Origin of the sequence: Nonomuraea rosea (genome assembly GCF_039539705.1) — a bacterium.
GTDB lineage: Bacteria > Actinomycetota > Actinomycetes > Streptosporangiales > Streptosporangiaceae > Nonomuraea > Nonomuraea rosea.
Genome location: NZ_BAABDQ010000024.1, coordinates 48,732 through 69,614, shown reverse-complemented (window position 1 = coordinate 69,614; position 20,883 = coordinate 48,732). Strand labels below are relative to the sequence as shown.

The following is a 20,883-nucleotide window of genomic DNA, read 5'->3' as shown; positions in this document are numbered from 1 at the left end:
GGCCCCAGCTTCGGCGACAAGGGATCAATGAGTCCAATGCATGTTTGTCATCTCATCGATCGTGTATCACGATGGATCCATGGAGCTGCAGCAGATGCGCTACGTCGTCGCCGTCGCGGAGACGAGCAACTTCACCCGCGCCGCCGAGCAGTGCCTGGTCGTCCAGTCCGCGCTGAGCCACCAGATCGCCCGCCTGGAACGCGAGCTGGGCGCCAAGCTGTTCGACCGCACCAGCCGCCGCGTCCGGCTCACCCCCGCGGGCGAGGCGTTCCTCCCCGCCGCCCGCCAGGCGCTCGACGCCGCCGAACGCGCCCAAGCCGAGGTGGCGGCCGCCGCGGGCGAGATCCGCGGCCGGCTCGCCGTCGGCGCCATCCCCACCGTCGCGGCGGTCGATCTGCCGGCCGCGCTGAAGCGGTTCCACCTGCGGCATCGGCAGGTACGCATCAGCCTCCGCTCGGGCGCGAGCGAGGAGCTGACCGAACGGGTCCGGCAGGGCACCCTGGACGCCGCCTTCCTGGGGCTTCCCCTGGGCGCGCGTCCCAAGGGCGTGCGCGGCCGCGAACTGGCGCGCGGCGACCTCGTCGCCGTGGTGGCGGCCGGTCACCCGCTGGCGGCCAGGGAACGCGTGGACCTGCACCAGCTGTCGGACGAACCGTTCGTCGACTTCCCACCGGGCAGCGCCGCGCGGGCGCAGTCGGACGAGGCGTTCGCGGCGGCCGGAGTCCGGCGCGAGGTCGCCTTCGAAGTGACGACCGTGGACTTCATGGCCCGCCTGATCCGCCAGGACCTGGGCATCGGGATGCTGCCCGCCGCCTTCGTGTCCGAGCTGCCCGATCTGCCGGTGCTCCGGCTTCGCGATGCTCCCGCACGCATGGAGCACCTCATCTGGAGCCGCTTTCCGCCGTCGCCCGCCGCCGCGGCGTTCCTCTCGGTCCTCGGCGTCCCGGCGGCGGACTCCTGACGTCTGGCCTACGGTGTGGCGCCGTAGGTTCCGTAGGCCGGGACGCCGGTCGATTCGAAGGTGTGCACCGACAGGCCGCCCGGCGTCATCTCGTGGCGGACGAGCCGCAGGCCGGCCGGGGCGCCGCCGTCCGGGAACAGGCGCCGGCCCTGGCCCACCACGACCGGGGCGATCACGAGCCGCAACGTGTCGACCAGCCCGGCGGCCAGCAGGGACTGGGCCAGCTCGGCGCTGCCGTGGACCTGCAGCTCACGGCCGGGCTGCCGCTTCAGCTCGGCGACCTGGGCGGGGACGTCGCCGGACAGGATCGTGGTCGGGTCCCACGCGGCCTCGGTCAGGCTGTGGGAGGCCACGTACTTCGGCAGGCCGTTCAGCGCGGCGGCGGAGGGGTGGTCGGTCATCTTCGGCCAGTCCCGCGCGAAGCTCACATAGGTACGGCGGCCGAACAGGAACGCGTCCGCCTCGCCGAGCCAGGCGCTGACCAGCCGGTCGAACTCCTCGTCCAGATGCGGCACGAACCAGCCGCCTCGCGTGAACCCGCCGCTGGTGTCCTCGTCCGGGGACCCCGGGCCCTGGGAGACACCGTCAAGCGTCAGGAACTCCTGTACGACCAGCTTCATCCCGCACCACTTCCGCTTCTCGATGGGGGAACGCGACCGTCCCCGCTCATTAGACAGCCGTGGCGCGCGAAACTCATCGGCCCTGACCTTGCTCATAGACGATTAGTCATGTATGAGTAATCGCATGAGTTCGACGAGATTGTTCGTCCTCGGTGAGCTGGCCCGCCGAGGGCCGATGCACGGCCATCAGATCCGCCGGGCAGCCCAGCTCGACCACCTGGACCTGTGGACCGACGTCAAGCCCGGCTCGCTGTACGGGGCGCTGCAGCGGATGGCGGCAGAGGGGCTGGTGCGCCCGCTGCGGACCGAACGGCAGGGCGGGCGGCCACCGCGGACGATCTACGAGATCACCACCGAAGGCCGGCACGAGCTGGAGATCCACCGCTCCACGGCGCTGCGCGACACCCGGATGCTGCCCAACCCGATCGACCTGGCTCTGTTGCACGTGCAGGACATGCCGGAGGAGTCGGTCGGCGCGGCCTTGCGGGACCGGCGCGCCTCGCTGTCCCACCAGCACCAGTCCATGCTGCACCTGCGCGACGAGGCCGACCCGTACCTGACCGCGATGGAACGGGTGATCTTCGACCACACCCTGCGGCGGCTGCAGCTTGAGCTGGACTGGCACGACGAACTGCTCGGCCAGCTGCCGAAGCTGCTGGCCGCGGACACCACCGAGCGCGAAGGCGGGCAGGACGATGGCTGAGCGGATCGCCGTCATCGGCGCGACCGGGCTGATCGGCCGCGCCGTGGTCGCCGCGCTGGTGGCGGGCCGGCACGAGGTCGCGGTGCTGGCCCGCGACCCCAGCGGGGCGCGCGAGCACGTCCCCGGCGCCGGCGACTACGTGGCCTACCGCCAGGAGGAGGAGATCACCGGCGACGGCGCGGCGCTGCTGGCCGGCGCCGATCACGTGGTGAACCTGGCGGGCGCGTCGGTGTTCCGGCCCTTCACCGGGCGCCGATACCTGCACAAGGTGACCCAGCAGCGGATCACGGGCACCGAACGGCTGGTCGCCGCGTTACGCGCGGCTCCGGCACGAGCACGTACGCTGATCAGCGCCTCGTCGATCGGGGTCTACGGGTTCGGCGCACCCTCCGATGAGGAGGTCGCCGAGACGACCCCGCCACTGCCCGGCCACTACGCCGAAGGATCGGCGGAATGGGAGGCCGCCGCCGAGGCGGCCGGCCCGCGAACCAGGGTGGTGCTGCTGCGCATGGGGTACGTGCTGGCCGCCGAGGGCGGCCTGGAATACCAGCTCCAGCAGGCACGCAAAGGCAAGGCGGCCTACTTCGCCCCTGGTACGCAGTGGCTGCCCTGGATCCACCTGGACGACGTGGTGGAGTTCGTCCTGCGCGCCGTGACCGAGGAACACTGGCGCGGCGCCTACAACCTCGTCGCGCCGCAGGCGGTACGCAGCCGCGAGTTCGCCGAGACCCTCGCCCGGGTGGTCGGCTCGCCTCCGCCGCGGAAGTCCCCGGCCGTGCTCGCGCGGGTGTTCGTCGGGGCCGGCGCCGACATCCTGCTCGGCGGCCGCCGCGTCGTGCCCGCCAGGATGAGCCAGGCCGGGTACGAGTTCGCGTACCCCCGGCTTGAAGGCGCCCTGCGCGCCTGCGCGGCCCCCCGCTGATCGCGCCGGACGCGGGCATTCGCGCCACCCGCGTTCCGTGCCGATAACCCAGGGGATCCGCGTACTTTATGCCGTTCTTGACACGTGATCATTCTGGCGTCCATACTCCGATCGAAGCGCTTGATCAGCTTCCGAGGCTCCTCTTCGATACCGGGCCTTGACTCTCATCTCGGTTGTCAGGCTCTTTTTTGTGTTCACGCACGGCACCCCCCAGGACGCAAGGAGTGACATCTCGAAATGCATTCGGGAGCGTTAAGGCGTAATGTGCGCCGGGCAGTTCCGGTGGCCCTCATGGCCACGCTGATGATGCTGACCGGCGTCTCTCCGGCCGCCGCCCACTGGAACGGCACCGGCCAGGACATCGCCAGCATCCATATCTACCCCTACAGCTACAACAGCACCTGGCAGACGCCGATGAACAGGGCGCTGTCCAACTGGAATGCGACGTCGAGCCCCGCGAATTTCTACAAGAGCTCGAATTCGGGCTCGACGATCACGGTGAAGTCCTACAGCAACACCTGGTACGGGACTTACCAGCGGTGCGGCGGGATGTGCATGTACGTCAAGCTGAACTCCCGCACGATCAACCGGGACGCGTCGAACTTCTCGAACTTCGTCACGAGCACGCTGGTTCACGAGTTCGGGCACGCGCTGAACCTCGCGCACAACTCGACCACCTCGATCATGAACACCAGCAGGAACCGTAATTCGATGACCAAGCCCCAGTCGCATGATGTCGCCGACGTCAACGCCTACTACTAAAGGAGGCCGGCCTGTGTTACGGCGTCTTGGCGCGCTTGTCCTCGCTGCGGTGTTCGTGACCGCCTGCTCGGCGCATGAGGATTCCGTCCTCTATCGAGCCGACTATCCCCAGTACGAAAGCGCCGACGCGCTCTACGACAAGGCGAACCTGGTCGTCGAGGCCCGCATCGTCGGAGCGCCGCGGTATCTCGAGGAAAAGGTGGAAGCGCCCGATCCAGCGGAGACGGATCCCGCCCTCAATCCCAACGCGGGAGCCCCTGCCGGGGTGGCCGCTCAGCCCGAGGCCCCGCCGACGGTCATCACCGTCTACACCGCCCAGGTCGTGCAGGTCTTCAAGGGCCAGGCCCAGGTGGGACAGTCGATCGAGGTCAAGGAGCTCGGAGGGAGCTTCGAGGGCGTGACCTACGAGGAGGAGCACACCACTCCGATGACCCAGGACGGCGGCTACATCCTGTTCCTGGAAACCTACCCGGACTCGCCCGCCGCACTGCTCAACCCCGTCCAGGCCAAGTATCCGCTGGACACCTCCAGCAACCCCGCGCCGCTGCCGGAGAACACTCTCAAGGTGACGCGCGCCGAGCTGGAAACCATGTCGTGATCGAACGCGCCTGACCCCGGAAGGCCCTCCTCGCGAGGGCCTTCCGCATGTCCTCTCACCCGGCGGTGACGGCGGCGTCGTAGACCAGCGTGTACCGCCAGAACAGGCGGCGCCGGATCCGGGCGCCGGGCAGCTCCCGTGCGGCCGCGGCCCGGATGTCGGCCAGGGTCTCCTGAGGTGCGGCGGTGGGCGCCGTCATGTGCACGGGCGGAGCGTCGGCGCGCGCGGGGTGCTTGACCAGCCCCACGATCGGGTTGGCGAGCATGGCGGGCAGCGCGGTGAGCAGGTCCGCGGGCCCCGCCTCCCGGTAGCAGCCGACGACCACGAGCCGCCCGCCAGGGGCGAGACAGCCGCGCAGCTCCCGCAGGGTGGGCACCAGGGGGAGGTGGTGCAGGACGGCGACGAGGGTGATGGCGTCCCAGCGCCGGTGCGGGTCGCGATCCGCGAAGCCGGCTCGCACGACGGTGACCGCGGGGTCGTCGGCGAAGCGCTCCGCCGCGGCGCGGGCGGTCGCGGGATCGGGTTCGAGCCCGGTGACGGTTACGGGTTCTGCGGCGGTGGCGCGGCGGCTGAGCAGAGCGGCGAGATTACCCGTTCCGCACCCGACATCGAGGACATGGCGCGCCCCGGACGCGGCCACCTGACCGGCCACCCAGCCGCCGTAGTGGTCGTTGTGGCTCCATGGGTGCCGCCGGTTGAGACGTTCGAGATAAGACACCAACACCATGACGATCACCTTAACGAGGCGCCCCGGCAAGGTGATCACCTGGCGAGGCTGGACTGAGCGGTCCGGCCCCACGTCCACGCCCGGTGCCCGCTGATCCAGGTCAGCGGGGAGGTTCGATGGCCAGGGCGTGCCGGAAGACGTTGCGCGGGTCCCAGCGGGCCTTCACCCGTTGGAGGCGTGCGTAGTTGTCCTTGTAGTAGAGCCGCTGCGCGGGCACGCCCGAGGTGTTCCAGGCCGGGTCGGCCAGGTCGGCGTCCGGGTAGTTGATGTAGGAGCCGTCGTTGACCTCGCCGGGCACGGGCACGCCGCCGGTGCCGGCGTACACGTCGCGGTAGAGGCCGCGGACCCAGGCGAGGTTCGCCGCGTCGTCGGCCTCCTCGCCCCAGATCGTCTGGTAGACCGCCTTCATGACCACGTCCCGCTGCGCGATCGCCGTGGCCTCCGGCGCCACCGCGCGGACCTGGCCGCCGTAGCCGACGAGCAGCATGCCGGAGCCCTGGCCGCCGGTGGAGTTCGTCAGGTTGCGGTAGATGGCCGCGAGCTGCTTCTCGGTGAACGAGCGTCGCAGGTAGCCGGCCTTGATCTTGTATCGCCGGACGAGCACGTCACCAGGCTCGCCGCTGCCCGGCCAGGTCATCCGGTGCAGCCACGGCATCGACCGCCGGAGGTCGAGCACCGGTGTGAGGTCCACGCCGGCGGTCACCGCCGACACGAAGGCGGTCGCCATGCCGTCGGCGTCGGGGAGGTCCGCGTCGATCTGCACGACCAGCATGACGGTTCCGCCGGCGCGGTGGGACGGCTGGAGGATCCCGTACACGCCGGCGTACTTGGAGCCGGGCGCGCTGTTGCGCTCGTGCCAGGTCCCGAAGTTGCGCAGCAGCCCGGTGAGCGCCTTTTCGGTCATGTGCTCCCAGGACCAGAAGATGACGTGCTGCAACATCCGCTGCGGCGCGGCCGGCAGCAGCCGGGACGGGTCGGTGCCGGTGACGCCGGGCGAGCGCAGCCAGTACCGGGTGACCACGCCGAAGTTGCCGCCGCCCCCGCCGGTGTGCGCCCACCACAGGTCGTGGTTCGGGTCGTCCGGCTCGCGGGTGGCGACCACCGCGCGGGCGGTGCCGGCCTGGTCGACCACCACGACCTCCACGGCGTACAGGTGATCCACCACCGAGCCGTACCGCCGGGACAGGGGCCCGTACCCGCCGCCCGCGAAGTGCCCACCGGCGCCCACCTCCGGGCAGCCGCCCCCGGGGATCGTCACGCCCCAGCCCTTGAGCAGCGTCCGGTACACGTGCCCGAGGGTCGCCCCGGGTTGCACGGCGAACGCCCGCCGGGCGGCGTCGTAGCCGACCTCGTCCATCGGGGAGAGATCGAGCAGCAACTTCACCGCCGGATCGGCGGTGAAGTTCTCGAAGCAGTGACCGCCGCTGCGCACCGCGACCCGCCGGCCGGACCGCACCGCCTCCGACACCGCGCGCACCACCTGCTCGGTCGACCCGACCACGCGGATCTCGTCAGGCCGGCCCGCGAACCGGAAGTTGTTGCCCCGCAACAGGTTGTCGTAGCGGGAGTCGCCGGGACGCACCGTCACCGGCCCGAATGCCGCCACGCCCGATTCCGTTTCTGTGGTGGTGTCCAACGTGCTGGCCGCCCCCGGCACGATGATCGCCGCGGCGCCCACGCCGGCGAGCATCCCACGGCGGCTCACCGCTTTGACGTCCGGCAGACGCGTACCGCCGTCGTTTGCTTCTGGCATGTCTGTCGCCCCTTTCCGATTGGAGGTCGTCAGCCTCTCAATCCGGCGGCAAGCCGCACATCAACCGATGTCATGAACCGGCGGCTGACCCTTCACTCCTCCGAACGGCGGATCCGCTCTGCCGATCGGATGAGGGCGGGCTCTGTGCTAACTTGGCCATATGACCAACTTGGCCGATCGGCCAAATTCGGCTCGCGGAGACCGCCGCCGCGAGCAACTGGTGGAGGCCGGCATCGCGTTGCTGCGGCAGGAAGGGTGGCCAGGGGTCACCACGCGTGCCGTGGCCGAGCGCGCCGGCACCAACCCCGGCCTGATCCACTACCACTTCGGCGGCCTGTCCGGCCTGCACGCGGCGATCTTCCGGCGGGCCACGGACCAGATCATCACCCCGCTGGTCGCCGAGCTGCTGGGGGCGGCGGACGAGCGGGCGGCGCTGGCCACGATGCAGGCGATGCTGCCCCAGGCCACCGGTGACGAGCACACGACCCGGCTGGCCGCGGAGCTGATCGTGGGGGCGATGCGCGACCCCGCCCTGGGCGTGGTGCTGCGCGACGAGCTCCGCCGGGCCCGCACGCAGCTGGCCGGCCGTCTCGGCCGGCTGCACCCCGGCTGGCCACCGGACCGCCTGAGGGGGGTCGCCACCTTGATCGCCGCCTCGATCGACGGGCTGATGCTGCACCACATGATCGACGCCGAGCTTCCCGCCGGTGAAGCGCTGTCCGCGGTGGCGGAGCTGCTGGAGGAAGGATCGTGAGGGTTCTCATCTGCGGCGGCGGCGTCGCCGGGCTCACGCTGGCGTACTGGCTGCGGCGCCGCGGCATCGAGCCCGTGGTCGTGGAACGCGCTCCCCACGGCCGCCTGGGCGGGTACGGCATCGACTTCTTCGGCACCGGCTACGACATCGCCGCACGCATGGGCATCATCGACCGGCTGACGCCGTATCAGCTGCCGGTCGACTCGGTGGACTTCGTCGACGCCTCCGGCAGTGCCGGCGCCCGGCTGACGGCGGCGCTCCTGGACAAGATCATCCAAGGGCCGCATCTCGCCTTGATGCACACCACCCTCGAAGGCGCCCTCCTGGACGCGGTCCAGGACGACGTGGAGGTCCGCTTCGGGGAGACCATCACCGCCGTACGCGATACCGGCCAGGCCGTCGAGATCGACTTCGCCGGCGGCGGAACAGAGCGGTTCGACCTGCTGGTGGGCGCCGACGGCATCCACTCACGGACGCGCGAGCTCGGCTTCGGGCCTGAGCCGCGCTTCGCCCGCCACCTCGGCTGCCGCCTGGCCTCCTACCCGGTGCCCGACCGCTACGGCTGGGGCCGCGTCCGGGCCCACTACACCGAGCCCGGACGGCAGGCCGTGCTCTATCCCACGGGACGGCCGGGCGAGCTGATCGCCCTGTTCCTGTTCAGGTCGCCGGACGCCGCGGCCGTCCCGCGCGCCGAACGCCTGGACCTGCTCCGCTCCGTCCTCCGCGGCATGGGCTGGATCACGCCGTCGTTGCTGGCCGACGCTCCCGCGAGCGAGTCCGTCTTCATGGACACGATGACCCAGATCGTGATGCCCGCCTGGCATCGCGGCCGGATAGCCCTGGTCGGCGACGCGTGCGGCGGCATGACCATGGTCTCGGCGCAGGGCGTGTCCATGGCGATGGCCGGCGCATACCTCCTGGCCGAGTCACTGTCCGACTCACGGGCCGACCTACGGGCCGACTCACTGTCCAGCTCACGGGCCGACCCACGGGCCGACTCACTGTCCAGTTCACGAGCCGACTCATTGGCCGCCGAGAGCAGCGGTCACGAGCGCGCCTTCATCCGCTATCAGACGCTGATGCGCGGGGAGGTGCGGCGGCGGCAGCGCAACGCGCTGGTGTTCGCCCGCTCGCTGGTGCCGCGCACCCGGGCCGGTCTGCTCGCGCAGAGCCTCGCCAACCGGCTGATCATGCGCGAGGCGTTCGCACCCGTGCTGCGCCGCCAATTCGGCGCCGCCAGCATCCTGCCCCCGCAGACCGCCGACCTCGGAAAGGACTAGAGGCATGGAGATCGTCAAGAAGACCGCCCCGCCGACCGGCCTGCGCCGCCGGCTGTGGCGGCTGCCCATCCGTCTGTACGGGATGGGGCTGGGGCCGATACTGGGCCACCGGATCATGCTGCTCACCCACACCGGCCGCGTCTCGGGCCGGCCACGCCGAGCCGTCATCGAGATCGTCCAGCACGACGAGCACGGCTACGTGGCCGCCTCCGGATTCGGGCCGCGCGCAGACTGGTACCGCAACGTCATCGCCACCCCGGACGTCACCGTCCAGGTGGGCGGAAAGACCTTCCAGGCGCGCGCCGTGCCGATCGCCGCCGACGAGGGCGCCGAGATCATGGCCCGGTACGCGCCACGCCACCCGTTCGCGGCCCGCCAGCTGTGCAAGCTCATGGGCTTCGCCGTCGACGGCAGCGTGCAGGACTACCGCGAGGTCGGCCGCCGCATCCCGTTCGTACGGTTCACCACCCACGCTTGAGAGCGGCCTCCACTGGGTGGAGTCCGGGAGAGCTCGCGATGTGGACCCGCATCTGAGGGCGGCCCCCGCTGGGTGGGGTTCGGGGCGGCTCGCGATGGGGACCCGCGCCTGAGGGCGGCCTCCGTCGGGTGGAGTCCGGTGGGCCCGCGTCTGGGGGTGGCCTCCGTCGGGCGGAGTCTGGGGCGGCTTGCGGTGTGGACCGCGTCTGAGGGCGGCCTCCGTCGGGTGGGGTCCGGGGTGGTTCGCGGTGTGGAAGCATCGAGGGCGTGGACAGGACGGTGCCGCGTTTCGCCATCCGCGAGGGTTACGCCTTCTATCGGGGTCCGTTGACGGACAACGCCCCGCACGCCCACGCCGCGTTCCAGGTCGCCATCGCCGCCCAGGGCGAGGTGACCATGGTCGATGCCGGCGGCACACAGCACCGCGACGTGGCGCTGATCGTGCCGCCGATGGTGCGGCACCGCATGCACGCGACCACCACCTTGCTCACGTTCTTCGTCGAGCCGCATTGCGCGTTCGCGGACCGGCTGCGCGAACGCTGCGACGGCGGCATCACCGCGGCCCCCGACCTGCTCGGCCTCAGCGAAGAGGAGATCCGTCCCACCGGCGGCCGTCCGTCGAGCGGGCTCGACGGGCGACTGCTTGAGGCCATGAACACGCTGGCGGACCAGCGGATCCCCATGCCGGCTCTCGCCGCCCAGGTCGGGCTCTCACCCCAGCGGCTGCGCGCCCTGGCACGAGGCCAGCTGGGCATGCCGCTGACACGCTGGCGTATCTGGCAGCATCTGGCCCGCGCGGCCGAGGCGCTGCGCGACGGCCAGGCGATCGCCGACGCGGCGATCACGGGCGGCTTCGCCGACCAGGCGCATTTCACCCGGCAGATGCGCGAGATGATGGGCCTGACGCCGTCGGCCGCACTGCGAGTTCTGCGCCCGTCAGGCGCGGCGGGGGTGCTGCGCTAGTCGGTCGCGGTGGGGGGTGCTGCGCTGGTCAGGCGCGGCGCGGGTGTTGCGCTGGTCGGCCGCGGTGGGGTGTTGCGCCCGTCAGGCGCGGCGCGCGACGTAGATCGAGATCGACCCGTTGACCGTTGACACGACCTCGGCCTCGCGCACGTCGCGGAACCCGGCTTCGGACATCAGCCCCGGCAGGACGCCGTCGGCGTTGGGCTGGGTGTCCTCCTTGCCGTCCGCCAGCTGCACGACGCGGAACGCCAGGCGCATCAGCATCGTCCGCTGCAGCCCGAAGTCGGCGATCACCAGCTTTCCGCCCGGCCGGAGCACCGCGAGCATCGAGGCGAGTATCGCCCGCTTGGTCGCCACCGGACACTGATGGAGCACGAGGCTGGAGACGACCGTGCTCGCCGAGCCGGCATCCACGACCTCCGTCAGCGCGTCGCCCATGCCCGCCCGCCAGACCGGCGACGGCCCCGCGGCGCCGGCCTTGCGCCGCGCCCTCGCCAGCACGTCAGGATCGGGATCGACACCGATGATCCGCGCTCGCGGCTCGACCCGGTTCAGCAACAGGGCCAGCGAGCCGGTGCCGCAGCCCACATCGACGATCACCTCGTCGGGCCGCGGTGCCACATGCATCGCGACCAGGCCGCGCCACAGGCGCTCGCGCGTCAGAGCGATCACGGAATCGTAGAAGCGCGTAGAGGCGAAGCGCCCCAGCGCGGGAGTGTAGGTTCGCTCGGTCATGCGGGCAGTGTCGTTCGCACGAGACCCTGCGGTCTTGAACGAACCGCTCGTAGCCCGCGCGCCGGTCGCCGCCAGTTCGACGCCTCACCCCTGAAGTGACGATCGGTATTAACGGGCAGTTAGGGACGTCCGAATATCGTCGCATCTCATGAAGATCGGGGACGCCGCCATGAACCATGAGATCTCCCGCCGTTCGATGCTCGCCGGCCTGCTCTCCGGCGCCGGCCTGGTCGCGGTCGGCGGCGCCAACGCCGCGTACGCGGCCGAGGAGCTCAGCCGCGGACCGCGCCGCCGACGCGTGCTGATCGCGACGAACGAGCCGTGGGGCACCTACCATGCCGCGCCCCTGCTGCCGGAGGCCGCGCGCCTGGGCTGGGAGGTCGTCCAGCTCGTGCCGGACCGTACGGGCGTGAAACCGGACGACCCGGTCCAGGTCGCGACCCTCGACGCCGTCCCCGACGCGGATCTGCTCGTCGTGACCGGCGCGGGTGACTGGCCCGCCGACTGCGCCGAACGCCTGCGCCGCCTGCCGCTGGTGGCCGCCTCGCTGGCCTACCAGCAGCCGGTGGAGGCGCCGCGGGCGGCGGAGTTCAGGGGGCGGCTGCGGGCGATCACCGCGTCCTCCCCGGCCGAGGCCCAGGTGTTCGACGACTACCTGGGCACCCGCCGCGACATCACGGTCGTCGGCACCCCGCAGACCGACAACCTGCCCGAGCACGTCCCGGAGCCGGGCACCGTACTGGTGCTGACCAGCGTGACCAAGCCCGACGCCACCGGCGGCGCCGCACCCGGTGCCGAGCTGCTGCTCGCGGCGGCCGAGCGCCTGGCGGCAGCCGGCAAGCACATCCTGGTCGGTCTGCACCCGCGCGAGGATCGCACTCTCTGGGACCGCTTCGAGATCAGCTCCGTGCCGTCGGTGCAGGCCGCTGCCCGGGCCGAGGTGGCCATCGGCATCCCGGGCACCGTCTTCCCCGTCGTCGCCGCGGTCGGTGTGCCGCTGGTCGGATGCACGGACCCCAAGCTGCAGATCCCCGGCTATCTGCTGAGCGTCTGCTCGCACACCATCGCCTCGCCCGACGACGCCGTGGCTGCCGTGGCGGACGCCAAGCCGGTCTCGCGGAAGGTCCTTTACGAGGCGGCCGGCCCGATCGGCGGCTCCGCCAAGCGCTTGTTCAAGGTGTGGCGGCAGCGGGGCTTCCGCGATTGAGCCGGGGGCGGCAGTCAGGCGCCCGCGGCTGAGACCGGAGGGCAGCGGGGCGTCCGCGACTGAGCCCGGTCGCTGGGCGGTCATCGCTCGCGGATGCGCCCCACGAGCATCGGGCGGCCGAGCAGGTCCGATGTGAACGGCACCCCGGTGACCTTCGCCGCCAGGGCGAACCCCCTCGGTACGGCGGTGTCGTGATTGGTGTCCCAGACAGCGTCCCATTCGGTGTCGTCCGCCGGCTTGTCGAGCCCCATGCCCAGCTCACGCATGAAGCCGTTGAGCCGGTCAGGGTCGGAGCCGTAGCGGTCGTAGGGGTGCCGCAGCCGGTAGCCGGTGACGATCGTGCCGTCGATCGCGTACGCGAAGCTGTGCTCGGCGGCGTAGTCGTGCCGGGTGACCGCCAGCACCTCGCAGCCCCTCGACAGCTTGGTCACCACCTCGTGCAGCGTGACCATCCACCCGTAGGGCTCGATGGCCACGCACCACTCACCGGCCTGGAAGACGCCCACATGGCCGCCGCCGTCACCGCCGTGCGTCTCATGGACGAACTCCAAGGCCTTCTCGTCGAGCCCGTCGAAGTCCGACTCCTGCCCCGAGTCGTCGCCGCGGCTGAAGCGGCGCACCACCTGCGCCGGGTCGAGCCCGCGGAAGAAGGCCACGCTGAAGATCACGTCCAGTGGCCCGCCGCCCGCGCCCTCGGGCATGTTGAGCCATTGGAACGAGGCCAAGGGATCGGTCGTCGTCATGCGAGCCATGGTGGCAGGCCGTACCGACAATCCCGCAGACCATGCGGTCGCCGTACGTCAGCGCGCCCGAGGACCACGGCGGCGCCCTCGACACGTGGCGGCTCATCGGCCAGGCTGCCTGTGTGGGCGCCTGACGGGCCGGCGAAGGAGACCGGACATCATGGATGACATCACCCTGCGGGCCGTGGACGGAGTCCACGTGACCACGCTGATCGACAACTCCTCCGACGTCCTGCTGCCGGATGAGGGGCTCGTACGGCGATGGGGGCTGAGCGGGTCCGCCGGCCCCCTCCCGATCGTGCCGAGCGGCATGGCGGAAGGCGGCAGGACGATCGACTTCCTGCGCGCGGAGCACGGCTTCTCGGCCCTGGTCGAGGTCCAGGACGGCGGTGGTGTCCGGCGGGTGCTGTTCGACGCGGGCGTCAGCCCGGACGGGCTGATCACGAACCTCGACCGGCTCGCCCTGCCCCCCGACATCATCGAGACGATCGTCTTCAGCCACGGGCACTTCGACCACGTCATGGGGCTGGAGGGCCTGGCCCGGCGGCTGGGCCCGCGCAACCTGCCGATCCTGATCCATCCGGACTTCTGGACCCGCCGCCGCCTCGTCCTGCCCGGCGGCGCACTCGAACTGCCCACCCCGAGCCGGGCCGCGATCGAAGGCGCGGGATTCGCCGTGGTGGCGGAGCGCCGTCCGTCCTTCCTGCTGGACGGCATGCTCCTGGTGACCGGCGAGGTCGAGCGCACCACCGCCTTCGAGACCGGCATGCCGCCCGCGCACCAGGCGTTCAAGGACGGCGTCTGGCAGCCGGACCCCCTGGTCCACGACGACCAGGCGATCCTCCTGCACGTACGCGGCAAGGGCCTGGTCGTGCTGACCGGATGCGGCCACGCCGGGATCGTCAACATCATCCGGCACGCCAAACGGCTGACCGGGATCGACCGCCTCCACGCCGTCATGGGCGGCTTCCACCTCAGGAGCGGCCCGATCATCGAGCACACGGTGGCCGCCCTGACCGAGGAGAGCCCGTCGGTGGTCGTACCCGCCCACTGCACGAGCTGGCTCGCCCAGCACGCGCTGGCCGCGGCCCTGCCCGGCGGCTTCCGCCCGAACGCGGTGGGCAGCCGGTTCGAACTGTGACGACGTGACGCCGAGGAGGGTTTCTTCTTCGCCGCCTGCAGTTACCACACGTACGTGACCCGACGGCCGGCCCCCTGACGCCGGATGTACTGCGGATGCGGTAGGCGGCCGGTCATCCGTGCGCAGGAGTCGTCCGCGCGGACATCCGGTTAAGGTGCGCGCATGAGCACAGGACGGTTCGGCGTCCCCGCAGGGGTCATGGATGCGGCCATCGCGGTCGGCGTGGCGGCGACGCTGCTGGTCACCGGCCTGTCCGGGCAGCACTCCGGCACCTTCCCCGACCTGCTCGGCTACGCGCTGCTCGCCGCCGGCGGCCTGGCGCTGGCCGCGCGCCGCCGGGCCCCGGTTCTCGTCCTGGCCGTCACCGGGCTGTGCGCGGCGGGTCACCAGGCGGCCGGATTCGACGTGCCTGCGGTCGCGTACCTGTTCGCGGTGTACGCGGCCGTGCGAGCGGGCCACCGCACCATCACGGTGGCGGCGAGCGTGATCATGCTGGCCCTTCTCCCGCTCGCGGCCCTGGCCTCGGGCCTGCACGACACGGGGGAGGCGTTCGCGCAGGCCCGCGGCGCCCTTGAGCTGGCCTGGCTGATCGCGGCCGGGGCCGCGGGCGAAGCGCTGCGGCAGGCCGAGCGGCGGGCGGAGGAGGCCGAGCGGACCAAGGAGGAGACCGCGCGGCGCCGCGCCGACGAGGAGCGGCTGCACATCGCGCGGGAGCTGCACGACTCGCTGACCCACCAGATCTCGGTCATCAAGGTGCAGGCCGAAGTCGCCGTGCACGTGGCGCGCAAGCGCGGCGAACAGGTCCCCGAGGCCCTGCTGGCCATCCAGGAGGCGGGACGTGAGGCGACCCGGGAGCTGCGCGCGACGCTGGAGGCGCTGCGCGACGACGGCACGACCCCGGCGCGCGGGCTCGACGACGTGGCGGAGCTGGTGGAACGAGCCCGGACGACCGGCCTGGACGCGACGCTGACGATCGAGGGAGACCGCTCCGACGTGCCGGCCGCGGTGGACCGGACCGTGTACCGGATCGTTCAGGAATCCCTCACCAACATCGCCAGGCACGCCGCCGCCGCGACGGCGTCGGTCCGGATCGACTACCGTCCCGGCGCCCTGGCCATCCGCATCGACGACGACGGCAAGGCCACCCTGGACGCCGCCCCGGTGCCCGGCGTCGGGCTGCTCGGGATGCGCGAACGCGTCACCGCCCTCGGCGGCCGCCTGCGGGCGGCGCCGCGCGGCGAAGGCGGCTTCACCGTCCAAGCCGAACTCCCCGTGGACCGGACCTCATGATCCGCGTCCTGCTGGTCGACGACCAGCCGCTCCTGCGCAGCGGATTCCGCGCGCTCCTCGACCTTGAGGACGACATCGAGGTGGTGGCCGAGGCCGCCGACGGGCTGGAAGGCGTGGCCCTGGCCAGGAAACATCTGCCCGACATCGCGCTCATCGACATCCAGATGCCGGTCGTCGACGGCATCGAGGCGACCCGGCGCATCGCCGCGGACCCGGCCCTGGCCGGGGTCCACGTCGTCATCCTGACCAACTACGGCCTGGACGAATACGTCTTCGACGCGCTGCGCGCCGGTGCGGCCGGGTTCCTCGTCAAGGACATCGTGCCGGAGGACTTCCTCCACGCCGTACGCGTCGCCGCGCGCGGTGACGCCCTGCTCGCGCCGTCGATCACCCGCAAGCTGATCAACCGGTACGTCACCCAGCCACCCGGCACCGGCGCCGGCACGGGGCTGAAGGAGCTGACCAACCGCGAACGCGAGGCCGTCGCCCTGGTCGCGCAGGGCCTGTCCAACGACGAGGTCGCCGGCCGCATGGTGATCAGCTCACTGACCGCCAAAACCCACATCAACCGGGCCATGACCAAGCTTCACGCCCGTGACCGCGCCCAGCTCGTGGTCTTCGCCTACGAATCCGGCCTGGTGACCCCGCGCGGCTCCTGACGGCCTCTCCGGCGTCAGCCGGTGTAGTTCTTCCCGGGAGCCTTGCCCGGGATCGGCCTGGCGATGAGGGCGACGGGGATGAAGAAGCAGATCTGGCTCATCGCCAGGATGAGCGTCCACAGCGCCTTGTCGTCGTAGTGGGCGGCGGCCCTGGCGTACAACTCGTCAGGGACGCGTTCCCCGGACGGGTTCGGGGCGAGGACGGCCTCCACCAGCTCCAGCGCGACCCGTTCCGCGCCGGTGAAGTAGGGGGCGTCCTGCCAGGACGCCACCGCCGTGATGCGCTCCTCCGTCTCCCCGGCCTTGCGGAGCAGGCCGGTCTGCCGGACGGTGTGGTACGTGCTGCCGGCGATCTGACCGGCACGGAGCTGCACCAGGCTGATGGTGGTGTACGGGATCGAACCGTTCCTGGTGGCCTTGGCCATGGCTCCGGCGATGACTCCCAGCTCGGGGAAGAACTGGGCGGGGTCGGGCAGCCGTGACTGAAGGTCGTCCTGCGTGGTCGTGGACATGGTGAGGTTCCCTTCTAGATCTTCACAAGTCCGACGACACAACCGCCGGAAACGTGAGGAACCGTGCTGACCTCACGTTTCAGTACGCTGTCTCGTCTGATGGATGAGGACAATTGCGACAAGGGAAAGCCGGCGACACCATGACCACCCGAACCGAGCCAGGAGACGGCCTGAGCGCGATCATGAGCGAGCGGCGTCAGCTGATCAATCTCGCCTATCGGCTCCTCGGCTCCCTGGCCGACGCGGAGGACGTCGTACAGGAGACGTATGTCCGCTGGTACGCCATGTCCCGGCAGCAGCAGGAGGACATCGCGTCCCCGGGCGGCTGGCTGACGACCGTCGCCAGCCGCATCTGCCTCGACCTGCTCGGCTCGGCACGGGCCCGGCGCGAGAACTATGTCGGCGAATGGATCCCCGAGCCGCTGCCTGACCGTACGGAGTGGATCAGCGGACGGTGGGGCGGCGCCCCGGCCGACCCGGCCGATCGGGTCACCCTCGACGAGTCCGTCAACATGGCCTTCCTCGTCGTGCTCGAATCGATGACCCCGGCCGAACGCGTCGCGCTCATCCTGCACGACGTCTTCCGCTACCCCTTCGCCGAGGTGTCCGAGATCGTCGGCCGTACGCCGGAGGCCTGCCGCCAGCTCGCCTCCTCGGCCCGCCGCCGCATCCGCGCGTCGCAGCCTCCCGCGGCTCCGGCCGCTCCGGCGGCCGCGCAGGCCGGTGTCGTCAGGGAGTTCAGGCAGGCCTGGGAGGCCAGGGACATCGACGCCCTCGTCGGCCTCCTCGACCCGGGCACCACGATGGTCGTCGACGGCGGTGGCCTGGCCAGCGCCGTGCTCCGCCCCATCGAAGGCGGCGAGCAGATCGCCCGCTACCTGGTCAATCTCGCCGGCCGGGCCCCCAGCCTGGCGATCCTGGAGCGTACGGTCAACGGACAGCCTGGTCTGGTGGCCCAGCACGACGGCGTCACCGTGACGGTGGCCGCGTTCGACCTCGCGGGCGACCGGATCCAGCGCATCTGGGCGGTACGCAACCCCGAGAAGCTCCGGCCCTGGACGGACGCAGACCTTCCCGGGTGACCCCGGCCCGGATTGGGCCGGGCAGGGCGACGAAGGGCGATCGGCATGACCGCGGGGACATTTGGCCCTATGGTGAACGGCGTGCCACATTCCGGTCCCTCCACGGCCACGATGCCGAACCCGATCGTCGCCTTGCCCGACGGCCGAGCCGGTGACATCAGGTCGGCCGACACCCAGCCGATCGGCTTTGGCCGGGCTCCGCACATTCGGATCGCGCCGCCTCCCGTCGAGACGGCCGTCGTCCGCGTACTGCGCCGGCAGCGGAGCCATCTGGTCGTCGGCACCCTGCTCGCCGGCAGCGCGGACCACTTGTCCGACCGCGCCGCCAAGGCGTGGGCCACCCGCCGGCTCGTCGCGAGCAGGCTGCTGCCCTGGCGGCTCCTCGACGAGGCCGATCCGGCCGGCGGCTGGCACACCACGAGCGGCCTGCTGGTGGAGCGGTACGCCCTCTACCGCCATCCGGGCGGGTGGCGGCTGCTCGGCGAGGTGTCCTGGGCGGCCAGGCCGCGGATCGCCACGGACGAGGTGGCCCAGGCGTGGGCCGACGACGTCCTCCGGCTCGACGGCCCGCTCGGCTGGAGCCGCGCCACCGACGCGCCGGGCGCCACCACCTGGTACGCCGAGGACGGCGGCTGACAACCGGACCACGATCCACACTGGCCGCCACCGTCCACACCGGCCGCCATGGGACGGTCCGGTCAGGCGCGGCGTCGTATAGCCAGGTAGGCGATCCCGGTCAGCGCCAGGGCAAGCGTCAGATAGACGGCTGTCTCACCCCATTGCATGGCCCAATAGAGGTTCTTGCTCGCTGCACGGTGAGCCACCAGCCGCGGCGGCGCCCTGACGGGCTGCGGACCGAAGAATGCGCCATGGCACTCCTCCACACGGTGGGAACATCGGTCGGCTGCGTCCTGGCCCTCGCGCCGGCCCTGTTGCCCTCGGTAAGCCCCCGCCCCGGCGCTCAGACCCAGCGCTCAGACGCTGCGCAGGACCGAGACCACGATGCCCAGCACCACGGCGTCGTCGCCGTCGATGACGTCGTAGGCGGGATTGCGGGGTTCGAGGTACACGTGCCCGTCGCGCCGGCGGTACACCTTGACGGTGGCCTCACCGTCGATCATCGCGGCGACGATCTGCCCCGAATGCGCCTCGGGCTGCTGCCGGATCACCACGATGTCACCGTCGCAGATCGCGGCGTCGATCATCGAATCGCCGCGCACCCGGAGGCCGAACACGGTGCCGCGCCCGGTGAGGTCGCGGGGCAGGATCAGCGTGTCGTCCATGTGCTCGTCGGCCAGAATGGGCGTGCCCGCGGCGATGTCTCCGACCACGGGCACGGTCACCAGGCTGCTGGACTGTTCCGGCGCCGAGCCCCGCAGGAACAACCGCACGTCGATCGGCCGGGTCATCGTGCTGCTCCGCTGGAGGAACCCCTTCTCCTCCAGGCTCTTCAGGTGCTTCGACACCGACGAGGACGACCGCAGCCCCACCGCGTGGCCGATCTCGCGGGTGCTGGGCGGATATCCGTACCTGACCACCCAGTCCCGAATCGTGGCGAGGATTCGCTGCTGGCGTTGCGGCAGGGCCGAGAAGTCCAGGTACTCGAACGCATCATGGTCGTAGGTGGTCACCTGCGAAATGCTAGAGGCTGGCACGCCCCGCCGAGCCCGCGGCGTGTCCTGGCTTCGGGCTCGGTGATGTGACGATCAGGCCGTTCAGGTGGTCATCGCGGCGGATCGGGCGGCAGGCGTACGTGTTCCGGCCGGATGCCCACGCCGAGCAGGCGGCTCATCAGCGCCCGTACGAGAGGGATCCGGGCGATCACGCGGTAGTCGGGGGCGGCGTGGCCGCGCAGCGCGCGGTCGATGCCGAATCGCTGGGCGGTGCGCTGCAGCGCCTGGGTGCCACGGTGGGCGTACGCCTGCGCCGTCGCACCGCGGCCAGCGCCCGCCCGGCGATCGGCTCGCCGGTGGCCTGCGCCTGCTGGATGCGCCGGGTGAGCAGGTTCGCGGCGGCGACGGCGTCCTGTACCGCGAGGTTGATGCCCACGCCGGCGATCGGCGACATGGCGTGGGCGGCGTCGCCGATCAGCAGCAGCCCGGGCGCGTGCCAGCGGCGTAACCGGTTCAGCCGGACCTCCAGGAATCTGGTGTCGTCGAAGCCGGTGAGCTCGCCGACCCGATCGGCGAGGAAGCCGACGAGGCCGGCGACGTCGTCGCGCAGCGGCTGGATCCCGGCCCGCCGCAGCTCCTCGTACCCGCCCTTGCGGATCATGTAGGCGATGTTCCAGTAGGAGCCACGGTTGATCACCGCGACGGATCTGCCGCCCGCCATGCGCAGGTGGTAGCCCTCGTCCGGGTCGGTGTCGCGGCGGGTGAGCCGGAACTGCAGCACGTCCATCGGCGCCCCGAACTCGCGCGGACGCAGACCGGCCGCCCGGCGCACCGCCGAGTGCCGGCCGTCCGCGGCCACCACCAGGTGCGCCCGCACCTGGTGGTCGCCGTCCGGGCCGCGGAACCGCACCCCGGCGACGCGGCCGCCGTCGCGCACGACGTCGTACGCCTCCGCCTGCATGAGCAGGCGGAAATTCCGGTGGCGGGCGGCCTCGCCGACCAGCAGGTGCAGCAGGTCCCACTGCGGGACGAACGCGATGTACGGATATCGCAGCCCAAGGGTGGAGAAGTCGGCCAGGTCCAGCCGGTGGCCGTCGCGGACGAATCCGACCGTCGACACCTTGTGATGCGGCAACGCGAGAAACCGGTCGGCCAGCCCCAGCTCGTCCAGAACCTCGATCGTGGACGGATGCACGGTGTCGCCGCGGAAGTCGCGCAGGAAGTCCGCATGCTTCTCCAGCACCACCACCTCCACCCCGGCCCGGGCGAGCAGCAGCCCCAGGACCGCGCCGGCGGGCCCGCATCCGGCCACGCAGACCGTCGCCGTCAGTGTGGTCATGCTCCACCACCAATTTAGTAGACGTTCGCGTTCCCTATTGTG

Annotated in this window: 23 protein-coding genes; 15 read left to right on the top strand and 8 right to left on the bottom strand. The window is 71.3% G+C overall.

All coding sequences use genetic code 11. The features are described from left to right. Window positions 1-79 precede the first annotated feature (79 nt). Window positions 80-961 (top strand): LysR family transcriptional regulator, encoded by an 882-nt coding sequence (locus ABEA43_RS41180; RefSeq protein ID WP_345570785.1) that lies wholly within the window; start codon window positions 80-82, stop codon window positions 959-961. A gap of 8 nt (window positions 962-969) precedes the next feature. Here ABEA43_RS41180 and ABEA43_RS41175 read toward each other — a convergent pair whose 3' ends face one another. Further along, on the bottom strand, window positions 970-1,581 hold the full coding sequence (locus tag ABEA43_RS41175; RefSeq protein ID WP_345570783.1) for a dihydrofolate reductase family protein: 612 nt from the start codon (window positions 1,579-1,581) through the stop codon (window positions 970-972). A gap of 124 nt (window positions 1,582-1,705) precedes the next feature. Between ABEA43_RS41175 and ABEA43_RS41170 the strand changes: the two genes are divergently transcribed. The 4 genes from ABEA43_RS41170 to ABEA43_RS41155 all read left to right on the top strand — a co-directional run bounded on the left by ABEA43_RS41170 (window position 1,706) and on the right by ABEA43_RS41155 (window position 4,566). Continuing rightward, entirely contained in the window at window positions 1,706-2,284 is a 579-nt protein-coding gene (locus ABEA43_RS41170; protein ID WP_345570781.1) for a PadR family transcriptional regulator, read from the top strand. Beyond that, window positions 2,277-3,206, top strand: coding sequence for a TIGR01777 family oxidoreductase (locus ABEA43_RS41165; RefSeq protein WP_345570780.1), 930 nt, complete (start codon window positions 2,277-2,279; stop codon window positions 3,204-3,206). The genes ABEA43_RS41170 and ABEA43_RS41165 overlap by 8 nt, the downstream gene beginning before the upstream one ends. A gap of 291 nt (window positions 3,207-3,497) precedes the next feature. Next, the gene (locus ABEA43_RS41160; protein ID WP_345570778.1) at window positions 3,498-3,968 is read left to right on the top strand and encodes a zinc metalloprotease; all 471 of its coding nucleotides are present in this window, start codon (window positions 3,498-3,500) and stop codon (window positions 3,966-3,968) included. A 13-nt stretch (window positions 3,969-3,981) separates the two neighbouring features. Beyond that, window positions 3,982-4,566, top strand: coding sequence for a hypothetical protein (locus tag ABEA43_RS41155; protein WP_345570776.1), 585 nt, complete (start codon window positions 3,982-3,984; stop codon window positions 4,564-4,566). Between the two features lie 55 nt (window positions 4,567-4,621). On the opposite strand, the gene ABEA43_RS41150 is transcribed toward ABEA43_RS41155, so the two are convergent. Next, window positions 4,622-5,293 carry a class I SAM-dependent methyltransferase gene (locus tag ABEA43_RS41150; RefSeq protein WP_345570775.1) on the bottom strand — a complete coding sequence of 224 codons (672 nt, stop codon included), beginning with the start codon at window positions 5,291-5,293 and terminating at the stop codon, window positions 4,622-4,624. A 100-nt stretch (window positions 5,294-5,393) separates the two neighbouring features. After that, entirely contained in the window at window positions 5,394-7,046 is a 1,653-nt protein-coding gene (locus ABEA43_RS41145; RefSeq protein ID WP_345570773.1) for an FAD-binding oxidoreductase, read from the bottom strand. A gap of 160 nt (window positions 7,047-7,206) precedes the next feature. Between ABEA43_RS41145 and ABEA43_RS41140 the strand changes: the two genes are divergently transcribed. From ABEA43_RS41140 to ABEA43_RS41125, 4 genes are all read left to right on the top strand, one after another. Beyond that, window positions 7,207-7,800: a TetR/AcrR family transcriptional regulator gene (locus ABEA43_RS41140; RefSeq protein ID WP_345570772.1), complete on the top strand. Its 594-nt coding sequence runs from the start codon at window positions 7,207-7,209 to the stop codon at window positions 7,798-7,800. Next, window positions 7,797-9,080, top strand: a complete 1,284-nt coding sequence (locus ABEA43_RS41135; protein WP_345570771.1) for an FAD-dependent monooxygenase — start codon at window positions 7,797-7,799, stop codon at window positions 9,078-9,080. The genes ABEA43_RS41140 and ABEA43_RS41135 overlap by 4 nt, the downstream gene beginning before the upstream one ends. A 4-nt stretch (window positions 9,081-9,084) precedes the next feature. Beyond that, window positions 9,085-9,558: a nitroreductase family deazaflavin-dependent oxidoreductase gene (locus ABEA43_RS41130; protein WP_345570770.1), complete on the top strand. Its 474-nt coding sequence runs from the start codon at window positions 9,085-9,087 to the stop codon at window positions 9,556-9,558. A gap of 266 nt (window positions 9,559-9,824) precedes the next feature. Beyond that, window positions 9,825-10,520, top strand: a complete 696-nt coding sequence (locus tag ABEA43_RS41125) for an AraC family transcriptional regulator (RefSeq protein ID WP_345570769.1) — start codon at window positions 9,825-9,827, stop codon at window positions 10,518-10,520. 81 nt (window positions 10,521-10,601) lie between these two features. Here the strand turns inward: ABEA43_RS41125 and ABEA43_RS41120 are convergent, their stop codons facing one another. Continuing rightward, window positions 10,602-11,255, bottom strand: a complete 654-nt coding sequence (locus ABEA43_RS41120; RefSeq protein WP_345570767.1) for a class I SAM-dependent methyltransferase — start codon at window positions 11,253-11,255, stop codon at window positions 10,602-10,604. Window positions 11,256-11,403: 148 nt separating this feature from the next. Between ABEA43_RS41120 and ABEA43_RS41115 the strand changes: the two genes are divergently transcribed. Beyond that, window positions 11,404-12,462 carry a hypothetical protein gene (locus ABEA43_RS41115; protein WP_345570765.1) on the top strand — a complete coding sequence of 353 codons (1,059 nt, stop codon included), beginning with the start codon at window positions 11,404-11,406 and terminating at the stop codon, window positions 12,460-12,462. Between the two features lie 80 nt (window positions 12,463-12,542). On the opposite strand, the gene ABEA43_RS41110 is transcribed toward ABEA43_RS41115, so the two are convergent. Then, window positions 12,543-13,205, bottom strand: a complete 663-nt coding sequence (locus tag ABEA43_RS41110; protein ID WP_345570764.1) for a DUF6461 domain-containing protein — start codon at window positions 13,203-13,205, stop codon at window positions 12,543-12,545. A 160-nt stretch (window positions 13,206-13,365) separates the two neighbouring features. Between ABEA43_RS41110 and ABEA43_RS41105 the strand changes: the two genes are divergently transcribed. The 3 genes from ABEA43_RS41105 to ABEA43_RS41095 all read left to right on the top strand — a co-directional run bounded on the left by ABEA43_RS41105 (window position 13,366) and on the right by ABEA43_RS41095 (window position 16,295). After that, the gene (locus ABEA43_RS41105) at window positions 13,366-14,346 is read left to right on the top strand and encodes an MBL fold metallo-hydrolase (protein WP_345570762.1); all 981 of its coding nucleotides are present in this window, start codon (window positions 13,366-13,368) and stop codon (window positions 14,344-14,346) included. A 162-nt stretch (window positions 14,347-14,508) separates the two neighbouring features. Continuing rightward, window positions 14,509-15,636 carry a sensor histidine kinase gene (locus tag ABEA43_RS41100; RefSeq protein ID WP_345570760.1) on the top strand — a complete coding sequence of 376 codons (1,128 nt, stop codon included), beginning with the start codon at window positions 14,509-14,511 and terminating at the stop codon, window positions 15,634-15,636. Further along, a complete protein-coding gene (locus tag ABEA43_RS41095) occupies window positions 15,633-16,295 on the top strand; it encodes a response regulator (RefSeq protein ID WP_345570758.1) in 663 nt (220 codons plus the stop codon). The genes ABEA43_RS41100 and ABEA43_RS41095 overlap by 4 nt, the downstream gene beginning before the upstream one ends. Before the next feature lie 14 nt (window positions 16,296-16,309). Here ABEA43_RS41095 and ABEA43_RS41090 read toward each other — a convergent pair whose 3' ends face one another. Beyond that, the gene (locus tag ABEA43_RS41090; RefSeq protein WP_345570756.1) at window positions 16,310-16,807 is read right to left on the bottom strand and encodes a carboxymuconolactone decarboxylase family protein; all 498 of its coding nucleotides are present in this window, start codon (window positions 16,805-16,807) and stop codon (window positions 16,310-16,312) included. A gap of 140 nt (window positions 16,808-16,947) precedes the next feature. On the opposite strand from ABEA43_RS41090, the gene sigJ reads away from it, so the two are divergent. Together sigJ and ABEA43_RS41080 are read left to right on the top strand one after the other, a co-directional pair. Continuing rightward, window positions 16,948-17,889, top strand: coding sequence for an RNA polymerase sigma factor SigJ (gene sigJ, locus ABEA43_RS41085; protein ID WP_345570754.1), 942 nt, complete (start codon window positions 16,948-16,950; stop codon window positions 17,887-17,889). A gap of 81 nt (window positions 17,890-17,970) precedes the next feature. Then, the gene (locus ABEA43_RS41080; protein WP_345570752.1) at window positions 17,971-18,525 is read left to right on the top strand and encodes a hypothetical protein; all 555 of its coding nucleotides are present in this window, start codon (window positions 17,971-17,973) and stop codon (window positions 18,523-18,525) included. A gap of 338 nt (window positions 18,526-18,863) precedes the next feature. Here the strand turns inward: ABEA43_RS41080 and lexA are convergent, their stop codons facing one another. Together lexA and ABEA43_RS41070 are read right to left on the bottom strand one after the other, a co-directional pair. Then, on the bottom strand, window positions 18,864-19,472 hold the full coding sequence (gene lexA, locus ABEA43_RS41075; protein WP_425570461.1) for a transcriptional repressor LexA: 609 nt from the start codon (window positions 19,470-19,472) through the stop codon (window positions 18,864-18,866). Between the two features lie 238 nt (window positions 19,473-19,710). Further along, complete coding sequence (locus ABEA43_RS41070; RefSeq protein WP_345570750.1) at window positions 19,711-20,841, bottom strand: FAD-dependent oxidoreductase; 1,131 nt, start codon at window positions 20,839-20,841, stop codon at window positions 19,711-19,713. Window positions 20,842-20,883: the final 42 nt, after the last annotated feature.